Annotated in this window: 10 protein-coding genes; 4 read left to right on the forward strand and 6 right to left on the reverse strand. The window is 56.8% G+C overall.

The window, feature by feature from the left end:
* Positions 1–49 precede the first annotated feature (49 nt).
* From RIKMI_RS0108480 to RIKMI_RS0108495, 4 genes are all read right to left on the reverse strand, one after another.
* A complete protein-coding gene (locus RIKMI_RS0108480; RefSeq protein WP_027291264.1) occupies positions 50–376 on the reverse strand; it encodes a hypothetical protein in 327 nt (108 codons plus the stop codon).
* Between the two features lie 342 nt (positions 377–718).
* Positions 719–1150 (reverse strand): hypothetical protein, encoded by a 432-nt coding sequence (locus RIKMI_RS0108485; protein WP_027291265.1) that lies wholly within the window; start codon positions 1148–1150, stop codon positions 719–721.
* 10 nt (positions 1151–1160) lie between these two features.
* Positions 1161–2252, reverse strand: coding sequence for a BF3164 family lipoprotein (locus tag RIKMI_RS0108490; protein WP_084135237.1), 1092 nt, complete (start codon positions 2250–2252; stop codon positions 1161–1163).
* 10 nt (positions 2253–2262) lie between these two features.
* Positions 2263–2541, reverse strand: a complete 279-nt coding sequence (locus RIKMI_RS0108495) for a S24/S26 family peptidase (protein WP_027291267.1) — start codon at positions 2539–2541, stop codon at positions 2263–2265.
* A gap of 362 nt (positions 2542–2903) precedes the next feature.
* Between RIKMI_RS0108495 and RIKMI_RS13535 the strand changes: the two genes are divergently transcribed.
* From RIKMI_RS13535 to groL, 3 genes are all read left to right on the forward strand, one after another.
* A complete protein-coding gene (locus tag RIKMI_RS13535) occupies positions 2904–4625 on the forward strand; it encodes a DEAD/DEAH box helicase (protein ID WP_084135238.1) in 1722 nt (573 codons plus the stop codon).
* Positions 4626–4824: 199 nt separating this feature from the next.
* Positions 4825–5094, forward strand: a complete 270-nt coding sequence (locus tag RIKMI_RS0108510; RefSeq protein ID WP_027291268.1) for a co-chaperone GroES — start codon at positions 4825–4827, stop codon at positions 5092–5094.
* Between the two features lie 43 nt (positions 5095–5137).
* Complete coding sequence (gene groL / locus RIKMI_RS0108515) at positions 5138–6772, forward strand: chaperonin GroEL (RefSeq protein ID WP_027291269.1); 1635 nt, start codon at positions 5138–5140, stop codon at positions 6770–6772.
* 561 nt (positions 6773–7333) lie between these two features.
* Here the strand turns inward: groL and RIKMI_RS0108520 are convergent.
* Together RIKMI_RS0108520 and thiL are read right to left on the reverse strand one after the other, a co-directional pair.
* On the reverse strand, positions 7334–9958 hold the full coding sequence (locus RIKMI_RS0108520) for an FN3 associated domain-containing protein (RefSeq protein WP_027291270.1): 2625 nt from the start codon (positions 9956–9958) through the stop codon (positions 7334–7336).
* Between the two features lie 1416 nt (positions 9959–11374).
* Positions 11375–12448 carry a thiamine-phosphate kinase gene (gene thiL, locus RIKMI_RS0108530; RefSeq protein WP_037291747.1) on the reverse strand — a complete coding sequence of 358 codons (1074 nt, stop codon included), beginning with the start codon at positions 12446–12448 and terminating at the stop codon, positions 11375–11377.
* 114 nt (positions 12449–12562) lie between these two features.
* Between thiL and RIKMI_RS0108535 the strand changes: the two genes are divergently transcribed.
* Positions 12563–13138 carry an adenylate kinase gene (locus RIKMI_RS0108535; protein WP_027291272.1) on the forward strand — a complete coding sequence of 192 codons (576 nt, stop codon included), beginning with the start codon at positions 12563–12565 and terminating at the stop codon, positions 13136–13138.
* Positions 13139–13294 lie beyond the last annotated feature (156 nt).

Genomic DNA, 13294 nt, shown 5'->3' on the forward strand with positions numbered 1-13294 from the left:
AGAAGACTGCCCGCAAAACCCGGCAGGCAGTCTTTCTAAAAATCAGGGGTTATTTGGCCACGCAGTCGGCACAGACCGGATATTCCCACCCGCTGAAACACATCGGCTTGTAACCTTGAACCGGCTGTGTCCCAACCATAATTATACACGTTGAACTTTTATCGGCTCCATAAGAATACTTATTCTCACCGGGCTGACTCCCATCGAGATCCAAATCTTCATCGATATCGAACGCCATCGCATTCAGATTGGCCAAAGTCAGCTCTTCCTGCGGGGTCAGGGGAATTTGCCGGGCAGCCAGAAAATTAACGATCGCTCCGCCCGTTACCACCAGCGCTGCGCCGGTCGATAACAATATTTTGGACCTACGGTTCATAATTTCATTTTTTAAATGTTAATAAATTCGGAATCAATCTTGCTCTTTCACAGCATAAAGATAAGAAAGAATAGCTTAAAAGGCAAATTCTTACGTCAAAAAATATCAAATTGCCCGCAAAACCTGTCTGGATTTTTCTATGCCGCCGGATAAATTTGTCCGCTTCGTCGCACACGCGCCCCATTATCCGGATAATTGGCGTACCTTTGCGCAGTTTTTGGGACTGTTCGGATTTTCGATGGCTGGAAAAGTCGGAATGGTTTCACCGTTTGCCATTCGGACGAGACCCGGATAGGGAAAGGGCCGGGCGCGTCGGGAGACCTGACGGAGGAACGGACACATCTAACGTCGATGTTCCGGAATTTCGATCGAACTTATTTTGAACTTACGGGCGCTGAAGTGTTTCGGATCCAGTTGATAAACTGTACAAGTTGCGGAATCGTCCGGCGAAAAAAAGATAATGTGGTGCCTGTCTTTTTGTACGGCTTCCAGTAATCGGTCGGTTTGCTCTGCCGATACCAGCGTGATTCTTACTTTATTCGTCGTCTTACCTGTTTTTATATCCGGTTTCTTTTTGTAAATCAGTACCTGATCGACATAATACTGGAATTGTTCTATCGGATAATAAGTCATCGTCAACGACGTGCCATCGCGCAAAATATGTTGCAACAAGCCGTACGGATATTCCGGCTGCCGGGTCTGCCCCGAACAGACCAGCTGCCCCGAGACCGTAAGGCCTATAGCAGCGCACAGGGTTTGTAAAAATCGGTTCATAGTATCTATTCTAATTCGGGAGGGAAAGAACCGGAAGCGAAACTTCGGACAACAGGTTCGCCGTCTCGTCCATTGTCAAGGCGTACAATTTAGCGGTCGAGGCATCGTAAACAATCCGGTTTACAGCCCTGTCCAGACGGATACGAGCCACTGGTTCGCCGGAATGGGTAAATACCAGCAACTGATCGACCGGGCCGGCGTACATATCTTCACGCAATGTTTTTCCGGAAAACAAAAAATAATAAAACTGACGATCGGCTGTCATACTTGCCACACCGCGCAAGTTGTCCGCATCTCCGGCGACGGTGTAGAAACCCTGCGCCGGGTTGGACTGCGGCGTAAAGTTCGGAATCTGTACCGAGAACTCGTTCACTTTTTCGAACTCGCCGGTCGGTCCCATACCGAAAAATTTGAGCACTAAACCGCTGCGCGAAGCGTACACGAATCGTTTCCCGTCGTAAGTCGGGAAGATTTGTCCTTGGAAACCGAACGCTTTGTCGTATGACGGAAAATCTTTATTCGCTTCGTTTTGCGGATAAGTATCCAGATAGGACGTTATCCGTCCTGAAGAATCCAGCAGGCAAAATTGCGAATCGTCGTGATCGAGCCTCCCGTCCGCGACAAATCGGTTGCCCCACAAAGGCACTATGTTCATGAACCGGACTGCCGGATCCCTGCCCGGCATGGTATGTACGGTTGGTCTGTTGATAGTTGCTCCTGTCGGAATCCGCAACTGCTTGCCGACATTCATGTCATAGATGAAAAGCGTTTGCGAATCAGCGCAAAAATTACCCAAATAGGAAATGTCCGTCGGTCCGTGTCCGCGCCTAAGCGACGAATCGACCAATTGCAGGGACGCGATATCGTAAATGTTCAGCACCGGATCATTACGTTTCGACCCGAGCACGATCTTTCCGTCCCATGCAGTTACATAATCCATACTTTTGGGTTCTCCCGAAAGAGAACCCAAACGATGAACAGAAGCAGTTGCAGAGATCGGAAACAACTCATCGAACTCCGCCCCGTTTTTATCCTGTTGCCGACCGCAACTTACGCTGCACATAAACGCGATTATGGCAAGCAATGAACCTGTTTTATACATCGGTCAATCCTTAAACGCGCGGAATCCATTCGCCGGGAAAAGTAACGCCATGATCCTCAAAGCAATTCCCTACTCCCCAACAGCTCCCTTGCGTACCATCTTCCAAAGTTACATCATAATCTATATCCAACCCTTCCAAGTCGATTGCCAATGCTTCGATATTGGCCAAAGTCAGCTCTTCCTGCGGGGTCAGGGGAGCTTGCCGGGCAGCCAGAAAATTAACGATCGCTCCGCCCGTTACCGCCAGCGCTGCGCCGGTCGATAACAACATTTTGGACCTACGGTTCATAATCTCATTTTTTAAATGTTAATAAATTCGGAATCAATCTTGCTCTTTCACAGCATAAAGATAAGAAAGAATAGCTTAAAAAGGCAAATTCTTGCGTCAAAAAATACCAAATTGCCCGCAAAACCTGTCTGGATTTTTCTATGCCGCCGGATAAATTTGTCCGCTTCGTCGTACACGCGCCCCATTATCCGGATAATTGGCGTACCTTTGCGCAGTTTTTGGGACTGTTCGGATTTTCGATGGCTGGAAAAGTCGGAATGGTTTCACCGTTTGCCATTCGGACGAGACCCGGATAGGGAAAGGGCCGGGCGCGTCGGGAGACAGGCGCCGGGCGATACGACAGCACGAAAATAGACATACCTATGATTTCAGAAGAATTCAAAGAGCTCGGCCTTTCCGACCGTACGCTCGAAGCATTGGCGGCCAAGGGGTTCGAAACCCCGTCGCCCATCCAGCGGCTCACCATTCCGGTGATGCTCGAAAACCGGAACGACATTATCGCGCAGGCACAGACCGGAACGGGAAAGACCGCCGCGTTCGGCCTTCCCATCGTGGAATTGCTCGTGCCCGAGAAAAAGACCGTGCAGGCCCTGATACTGGCGCCTACCCGCGAGCTGGCCATTCAGGTGAACGACGAGATACAGTCGTTCCGCAAGGGAGATCTGCGCGTCACCCCGATTTACGGCGGAGCCGCCATGAACGAACAACTTCGGCGCCTGAAAGCCGGCGTGGACGTCGTGGTGGGGACGCCGGGACGTATCCTCGACCATCTGCGGCGCGGCACGCTCGATCTGTCGGGCCTGAAGTGGCTGGTGCTCGACGAAGCCGACGAAATGCTCAACATGGGCTTTATCGACGACGTGGACGAGATTCTGGGCTATGCGCCCGAGGAACGTCGGATTTTCCTCTTCTCGGCGACGATGCCCGACCGGATAGCCGGGCTGTCGAAAAAATACATGCACGACGTGGAGGTTCTCAAGGTCGAAAATAAACAGGTGACGACCGACCTGACCGACCAGATCTATTTCGAAGTGCGCGAAAGCGACAAATTCGACGCGCTGACCCGCATCATCGACGTCGAGAACGACTTTTACGGCATTATCTTCTGCCGAACGAAAGTGGCGGTGGATCAGCTGGTGAACAACCTGCTCGAACGGGGCTACGCCGCTGAAGGGCTGCACGGCGACGTGTCGCAGGCCCAGCGCGAGAAGATACTCCGCAAGTTCAAGAAAAAGCAGGCGAACATCCTCGTGGCCACGGATGTCGCTGCACGCGGTATCGACGTATCGAACCTGACGCATGTCATCAACTATTCGCTGCCTCAGGATCCGGAATCGTATGTCCACCGCATCGGGCGTACCGGGCGGGCCGGCAACGAAGGGACGGCCATCACGTTCATCTCGCCGTCCGAACATCGCCAGTTCGTCGCCATGCAGCGGCAGGTCAAGGCCGATATCCGCAAGGAGACGCTGCCCACGGGCCATGACATCGTGGAGATGAAAAAGCTCAAGATCAAGGACGACCTGGCGGAGATCGTCGAAGAGGAATCCTATACCGATTACGACGGAATCGCCCGCGAACTGCTGGCCGAACTCGATCCGGAGGTGGCCCTGGCGGCCCTGATGCGGCTGGCGTTCAAGAACGAGCTGGACGAGAGCAGTTATCCGGAAATCCGGCGCATCGACGTGGACCGTCGCGGCACGGCGCGGCTTTTCATCGGTCTGGGCAAGGCCGACGGCTACCGGCCGAAAACGATCGTGGAATTACTCTCGCGCGAATGCGGCATCCCGCAGCAGAAAATCGACGATGTGAAATGCATGGAGGATTTCTCGTTCGCCACGATCCCCTTCCGGGATGCCGAGGCGGCCATGAAGAAACTCAACTCGCTGCGCGAACTGGCCAACGACGACCGGCCGCTGGTCAAACTGGCCAAAGAGGCGGAGAAGAAAAGCGACCGCAATCCGAACGGGGTGCAGGACCGCGGGAGGAACTACCGCCGGAACCCGGCGGACGGTTATGACCGTCGCGGCGGCGGGCGGCGGGATTTCGTTCCCAGGCGCGACCATAGCCGGCGTAAATATTGACCGGCGGCGGACGTGTCGGTAAGGGGGGGCGGACAGCGCCCTGTAAAGTTCGTGTCACCCGAACATTCAAAATGACAGCCCGCGGGCTGTCATTTTGGCATAAAAAGAGCGCTTCCGGGGTTTGGCACAGAATATGATATTTCCAATAACCGCCAATCGGTTCAAAAATAACTAAAAAACATAAAAAACATTACGAGCTATGAAAATCAAACCGTTAGCAGATCGCGTGCTGATCGAGCCGAAACCGGCCGAAGAGAAAACCGCATCGGGCCTGTTCATTCCCGACACTGCCAAAGAAAAACCGCTGGCAGGTACGGTCGTGGCCGTAGGGCCGGGGACCGACGAAGTCAAGATGGAGGTCAAGAAAGGCGATCAGGTACTTTACGGCAAATATGCGGGGACGGAAGTCACCGTCGATGGCAAGGATTACCTGATTATGAAACAGAACGACATTCTGGCGATTATCTAACCGTTTCGTTATTCACCGAAAGACTCTTAAAAAACTGAATACAATGGCAAAACAGATCATATTCGATACCGATGCCCGCGAACAGCTCAAAGCAGGAGTGGACGCGCTGGCCAACGCAGTGAAGGTAACGCTCGGCCCGAAAGGTCGCAACGTGCTGATCGATAAAAAATTCGGCGCCCCGCAGGTGACTAAGGACGGGGTCAGCGTAGCTAAAGAGGTGGAACTGGAAGACAACGTGGCCAACATGGGCGCCCAGCTCGTGAAAGAGGTCGCCTCCAAAACCAACGACGACGCCGGCGACGGTACTACGACCGCTACGGTGCTGGCACAGGCCATCATCACCACCGGTATCAAGAACGTGACCGCCGGAGCCAACCCGATGGACCTCAAACGCGGGATCGACAAAGCGGTCGAAGCCGTGGTGGCCGACTTGCAGAAACAGAGCCAGAAAGTGGGCGACGACATCAGCAAGATCGAACAGGTAGGTACCATTTCGGCCAACAACGATTCGACCATCGGCAAACTGATCGCCGAAGCGATGAGCAAAGTGAAGAAAGAGGGTGTGATTACCGTCGAAGAGGCCAAAGGTACCGACACCCATGTGGACGTCGTGGAAGGGATGCAGTTCGATCGCGGGTACATCTCGCCGTATTTCATCACCGATACCGAAAAAATGGAGGCCGATCTCGAAAAACCGTACATCCTGATCACCGACAAGAAGGTATCGACCATGAAAGAGCTGTTGCCGGTGCTGGAACCGGTGGCGCAGAGCGGCCGCGCTTTGCTCGTGATCGCCGAGGATGTGGACGGCGAGGCGCTTTCGTCGTTGGTGCTGAACAAACTGCGGGGTACGCTGAAAATCGCCGCGGTGAAAGCGCCGGGTTTCGGCGACCGTCGTAAAGAGATGCTTCAGGACATCGCCATCCTGACGGGCGGTACGGTCATCAGCGAAGAGACCGGTCTGAAACTGGATGCTGCTACGATCGATATGCTGGGTTCCGCCGAAAAAGTGACGCTGACGAAAGAAAATACGACCATCGTGAACGGCGCGGGCAAAAAAGACGCGATCAAGGATCGTGTGGCCCAGATCCGCAAACAGATCGAGGCTTCGACGTCGGATTACGATAAGGAAAAACTCCAGGAGCGTCTGGCCAAACTGGCCGGCGGGGTGGCCGTCCTGTACGTAGGCGCCGCGACCGAAGTGGAGATGAAGGAGAAGAAAGACCGCGTGGACGACGCGCTGGCCGCTACGCGTGCAGCGGTGGCCGAAGGGATCATCCCCGGCGGCGGCGTGGCGTACATCCGTGCCACGAAAGCGCTCGAAAAGCTGAAAGGCGAAAACGAAGACGAAACGACGGGTATCCACATCGTGAAACGCGCGATCGAAGAACCGCTGCGCCAGATCGTGGCCAACGCCGGCGGCGAAGGCTCGGTGGTGGTGAACAAGGTGAAGGAAGGCAAAGGCGCTTACGGTTACAATGCCCGTACGGACGAATACGAGGATATGTTCAAGGCCGGTATCATCGACCCGACGAAAGTGGCCCGCGTGGCGCTGGAAAATGCGGCTTCGGTGGCTTCGATGTTCCTGACTACGGAATGCGTGCTGGCCGATATCAAGGAAGAAAATCCGGCTCCGGCCATGCCGGGCGGCATGGGGGGCATGGGCGGCATGATGTAGTCCGCCGTTCTCCCGTGTGACGGAATATCCGTTATTGCGCAAAGCGGGGGCGCAGGCATTTGCCTGCGCCCCCGCTTTGCGTTATCGGCCGTTCGGTTATCCGTATCCGGGTCGGGAAAACAACCGCTTCCGACTCCCGATTTGTCTGCGGTCTCTTCCCACGTGCTTCGGTCGCCGGGGCCATTCCGAGCCGCTCTCTGTCCCGTTCCTGTGTGTACCGGTAGAAAATACCGTTGTCCCTGCTGCGGGTTCCTGATTATATGCTTCGATATACCAACCCTCTCAGGCGGTAATTTTCCGCAGTCGGTTCTGCGGCGTCGTCTGAATCGAGTATGGCGGACTCAGGCGAAAGATCCGAAGGGTCCGACGCGGGCCGATGGAAATTGTCTGTATATCGATGTATCTAATCGGGTCGCGGTTATTGGAATACTTAAGTCCGGAATCTCTGTGGAGAGAAATTGCTGCCTATAAATCCAATACATCTTTCATTTCCGGGCTGTACCGGAATTTCCGCCGGGGGAGAGAGACGGTTGCCGGTTCGGACAAATACCGGCGGGCGTTCTATTCCACGATCACCTCGTCGCAGAACAACCACGCGTCGTCGTGGCTGTGCCACGACGGCATCTTGCCGTGTCCGCGGGCGATCACTTTGATGTAACGCGCCGTCCGTCCGATCCCGTCCTTTACGACGGGCACCTTGTGCGTCGGTTCGTCTTTCGCCTCGCCCAGCTCGATCACTCCCAGCGACTCGAAAGCCGTCCCGTCCGGCGATACCAGATATTCGACCGAAACCGGCGGCACGATCCAGTCGCTTTTGGAATGGAGGTACTGCGAAGTGATTTTTTCCACTTTCGTCGGCTCCCCAAGGTCGATTACCGCTTCCAGATCGTTTCCGATAAATCCCTGCCAGGCCGGATCGGTGAAACGCAGCGCCGCGACCCGTCCGTCCGTCAGCGCCCCGTCTCCGCCGCCCGTATATTTCGTGTAAGGTTTCAGATACGCGACCTCCGCGCCCAGCGCCTTGTGCGCCGCCACCTGTTGTTCGGTCACGCCGTAACTGCGGCCGTCCGGCCCGAAAACGCGGGCTTTCACCGTCCGTACGTCGTCGATCTTCACCGGGGCGGTATAGAGGGCGGAGTTTTCGGAAGGTTCGCTGCCGTCCAGCGTGTAGCGGATCGCCCCGTCCGGAATATGGTTGTTCATCGTCACCCGGAATGCTCTCGGTTCCTGTGCATCGGGAGCGACCGAGAAATCCATATCCGGCACCACTTCCACCAGGTCGAACCAGGCCGTGCCCGGCGTCAGCAGCTCCAGCGACGAATTCAGGTAACGCGCTTCGCTCGCCGCTTCCGCATAAGTCGCGCTCAGCTCGTATTTCGTCCACCGGTCGGTCAGTTCGAACTCTTCCGACCTGATGTTGCCCAGATTGAGCCGGAACAGCATTTTGCCGCCCTTTTTGAGCTGTTTCAGCGACGCCTCGGAGGCTTTGGCCCACACGGTCATGATGTAACTTTTGCCCAATTGCAACGGCAACGGATAAAAGCTCACCGCCGCCCCTTTTCCTTCGGCCGGGGTCACTAATCTCAACGAATGGCCGCCGTGATAAGCCGTCCGCGAGTCGATGAAATAGGTCGCGCCCCGATCGGTTCCGGCACGTCCGTAAACCGCCGCCGGCACGTTCCCCGATACGCTGTACTGCCATTCGAAACTGGGGTCGAGCAGGATGTTGCTTGCGCTGACCGGACGATGGTTGCCGGCGTAGGCTTGTTCTTCCGCCTTGTCGCCGAACAGTTTCAGTATTTGTACTCCGAACGGCGGCAACGTACCGTCGATCGTGCCGTTCACCACCTCTTTCGTACTGTTGTCCGACAAGTCGTAGGCCGTGCCGTTGAACGGTTCGGGCAGCGCCGCTTTATAGGATGCCGCGGCCGGATTCGGGTTCAGGAGTACCACCGCCGTCTGCGAACCGAGCGAATAGGCGCGGGCGACCAGGTCTGCATCCGATACAAGGCGGGGCTTCGATTCCGTGCCCCGGTCGAAAAACGGGGTCAGTTCCTGAATCTCGCGGCAGGCCTTGGTATAGGTCTCCCACATGAACTGGTTTTTCGGAAAACCGTTCAGTCCGTGGCGGGTAAAGGCCTGGAACCCGCGTGCCCCTTCGAGCGCCGCGCCCCAGGTCATCATGCGGATCTCGGCCGGAGTCGGCTCGCGCTGCCAGAATTCGGCCCCGCCGAAGGTCTGCGGCACGTACCAGATGGATTTTTCGTACCGCAGTTCGTCCTGCAAACCCCGGATCGTGCCGATCACGTCCGATGCGGGCGAGTTCGGCACCGGGTAGGTGTCGGCCATAATCACGTCGCACGAGTTGGCATAGTGGCGGCCCGGGCCGGCCGACATAATCACCAGGCTGATGGGATGGTACGGGTCTTCGGCGCGGATGACATCGTAGATCTCTTCCAGCGTTTCGGCCGAGATTCCTTGTCCTTCCGGCTCGTCGGCCACGTACCACGACAGGATCGCCGGATGGTCTTTCAGCGCACGGATTTCGTCGCGCAGCAGCTGCATTTTTTTGGCCTTGTCGGTCGAGGCGGCTTTCGCTCCGCCCCCGCCGCCCGCGATGCTCAGCAGGTTATAGTTCACCTTCATGCCCAGCTGTGCGGCCCGGTCGAGGTAGACGAGCCGTTCTTTGCGGGGCTGCCGGCCGATGTTCTGGTAGGGGGAAATGAGGTTCATGCCTTTGACGGCTTCTTCTTCCTGCAGAGTCGGCTGCACGGGCGAATAGCAGTAGAAGCCGCTCGGCACGAAAGGCAGGCCGCCGGTACGGAGCATGCCCGTCAGGTAGTCGATCTGTACGCCGTTGTCCTTATAGGGCAGGCGGGTGAGGCGCACGGCGTAGGTGCTGTCGCCGACGCGGACGTTCAGGGTATTGTCCCCCTGTCGCAGGGTGGCGAGGGGCAGCGTGTAGGTGAGCCTGCCGCTGCGGGTGAGTTCGAGCGGGGCGTCGCTGCCTTCGAGTACGGCCCGTCCCGGTGCTTCGGAACCGGTGATGATGACCGATGCGACGCTGTCGCGCTCGGTAAAGTAGTTCATGCGGGGCTGCACTTTGGTCTTTGTCGCCGGAGTGGCTCCGGCGGCCGCGGACGCCGCCAGGACGGCGAACGCAGTACAGAACAGAGTTTTTTTCATGGTTTGAGTCTGGGTTTTATGGTTTTTCTGTGGAACGTCGCATCTTTTGCCGCAAGGTAACTATATCCGGCTTTGTCCCGTTTATCGGCAGATTTGGTTTTCCATATTTTCGACCTGCGCCGCGCTCCCGTACATTTTTACGGATTCGCAAGACGCATCGGGTCATGACGGTGGTCAAGACACCCTAAGGGCACGGCGATTTTTGTTCTCTTCGTGTCGCATAAAAAGTCAGGCGGATGCCTCGCCTGGTATGGGCGACCGAAGAAGGATAAGAACGCCTGTCGGCAAACGAATTTTAACCGTATGGCCCGGTGTCGCTGGGTGCTCCAGCCGGCCTGTAATTACCCCTCTCCATTCCCCGCAGGCCGCGGTTTTTGAGTAAACAAATTTACGGTTCTTTATAGTCCGGATGCCGGGAGCGGTCGCGGTTTAAGGTAGTTGCAGCCCGGAGTGCCGAGCGGCACCGGGCCTCCGCTGCGGGAGGCTGTGGCCCGACTGCTGACGCGGAAACTTATATTTTAACGGTACGGTTTTATGTAAAGTTCTCCCGATGTCAGCCCGGAGCCACCCCCGGCGCAGGGCTGCAACTCGCAAAGCTCGTTTGGCCCTCGCTGGCTCCGGGCTTGAATCTGCAAATTAAAAGTAGGTTTAATCGCATGTCTGTCGCCGACGGGCGTTTGTTTTTCTTCGCCCGCTCGTGCCGCGGGGGCACAGGCTGTGCCGGACGCCTCATGCCGGCGGGGCACTTACTTTTTTACCTACGGTTTGCCGGCGGCTTCCTCGCGCTTCCTCGCCATAGTCCGTAAACGGCCTTTGGCCTCGGTACGCTGCTCGGTTCCTCTTGGCGCCTCGGCCATACGAACAAGTTCGATGGCGCTCGGCTGCTGCGTCGGTTGCGCGACCAAGAAAGAAAGCAAAGAAGTCGCCGGGAATGCGATTCCCCGTTCCCGATTCACGTCGGATCGGAAAATCGCACATTCCCGGGTCGGCAGCCTTTACCTAATAAATGAACAGGTGGAAAAGGCCGGGGATATTTAATGGCTCGGTTAAAATACGTTCCCGTTCGGCTTTGCACCCACCCCCGAAGCCGCAAAGCGGCTTGGGCGCATAAGCCGGCGATTCTGATGAATCGCAATGTTAAAAACGTACAATTATTTTTACGGTCGGACGCCCGGGAGCGGTCGCGGTTTGGGATAGTTGCAGCCCGGAGTGCCGAGCGGCACCGGGCCTCCATTGCGGGAGGCTGCGGTCCGACTGCTGACGCGGGAATCTAATTTAACCGTACTTAGTTATTTCATTTATCGGATCGTTGTTTGCGATATGCCTTACAGTCGGGTCCGGAGTTCTTCCGCAGCTCCTGCTTTCCGGCGGCCGCCTGTCAGGCAGGAAAAACGGCAAAGCGGCCGAAGTTTCCGGTTACTTCGGTTCTGATTCCTCCGCATCGACCCGCGCCGTCCAGTCCGGAGCCTGGATGCGGATTTCGCCTCCGTCCGGCGTCACCAGCGCCGCCCCCTCCTCAGCCGGTACGATGTGTCCGATCACATCCACGCCCGGCATCGCCAGCAACTCCTGATGCGCCTCCAGCGGCGCCGTGAACAGCAATTCGAAGTCGTCCCCTCCGTTCAGGGCCGCCACCACCGGGTCGATATGCATCTCCTCCGCCATCCGGAACGTGTCCGAAGCGATCGGAATGCGGTTCAGATAGATGCGTACCCCGACGTCCGAACGCCGGCAAATGTACAGGGCCGCCGACGCCAGCCCCCGCGTCACGTCGATCATCGCCGTCGGGCGGATCCCCGCCTCGCGCAGTTGCCGGAGAATATCCACCCGCGCTTCCGGTTTCAGCTGTCGCTGAAGGATATAGGCATTGTCCTTACTGATTTCCGGTCGGCTGACATAGTTGTCTTTGAGCACCCGTTTTTCGCGTTCCAACAGTTGCAGCCCCATGTAGGCCGCCCCCAGATTGCCCGTGACGCAGAGCAGTTCCCGGTTCTTCGCTCCGCTGCGCAGGGTCAGCTCCTGTTCCGTAGTCTGTCCGATCGCCGTCGCCATCAGGTTCAGGCCCGTCAGCGACGCCGATGTATTGCCCCCCACCAGGTCGAGCCGGTATTCGTCCGTAGCCCGCCGGATACCGTCGTACAGCGCCGTGGCGTCCTCCACGGAAAAACGTGCCGAAAGACCGATGCTGACGGTCAGATATTCGGCCCGCGCATTCATGGCGCAGATGTTGGAAACGGCGGCCACGACCAGCTTGTAACCGAGGTGTTCCAGCGGCGTATAGGTCAGGTCGAAATCGATGCCTTCGAGCATCGTCGCCTCGCCGACGACTTCGAGCCAGCCGCCGCGGTCGATCACGGCGGCATCGTCTCCGATCCCCTGGCGGATATGGGTGTTGCTGTTGGTCGTGAAAGGCCGGGTCAGCCGCTCCACGAAAGCGGCTTTGCCCAGCGAAGATATTTCGGTACGGCTCATTTTCTTCGGGTCTGTCATGGTTTTTTGCAAATTTAAGATTAAAAAAATAACTTTACGACTTCGATTTGCGGCCCGTGTTCCGCAAGCCGGCGGGAACCTTTCGGAAGTCAAGTTTAAAGTTTTTTACATAACATGCTGAACATTGTGTTATTCGGCCCTCCGGGGGCCGGCAAGGGTACCCAGGCCGAGAAACTCCAGGAAAAATACGGCATCCTCCACCTCTCGACCGGCGAAGTGATCCGCGGCGAAATCGGCCGGGGCACCGAACTGGGCAAGTTGGCCGCCGAACAGATGGAAGGCGGGAAGCTGGCCTCGGACGAACTGGTGCTGGGCATCATCGCCAAATATATCGAAGAGCACAAGTCGGCGCCGGGGGTTATTTTCGACGGTTTCCCGCGCACGTTGCCGCAGGCCGAGGCATTCGACAGGATGCTGGACGAAGCGGGGACGAAAGTAACGGTCATGCTGGCCCTGGAAGTGCCGGACGAGGTGGTGACCGAGCGGATCCTGACGCGCGGCAAAACCAGCGGCCGCGCCGACGACCAAAGCATCGACACGATCAGGAACCGTATCGAAGTCTATAAGAAACAGACCGCGGTGGTAGCGGATTACTACAAAAAAGCGGGCAAGTTCCGTTCCGTGGACGGGGTCGGCACGATCGACGAAATCTTCGGTCGCCTGTGCGCGGCGATCGACGCGCTCCGGTAATTCCCGGCTCCGGATATAAAACCGAAAGGGCGAAGGTTACGATCAACCTTCGCCCTTTTTCGTACGCCCGGCGACGGGAGCCGAACGGCATCCCGGCGGACAACGGTCGGCATTATATTCCGTTTACGCAGCCTGTATTGTCGGCTCGCGCCGTCT

Origin of the sequence: Rikenella microfusus DSM 15922, from assembly GCF_000427365.1 — a bacterium.
GTDB lineage: Bacteria > Bacteroidota > Bacteroidia > Bacteroidales > Rikenellaceae > Rikenella > Rikenella microfusus.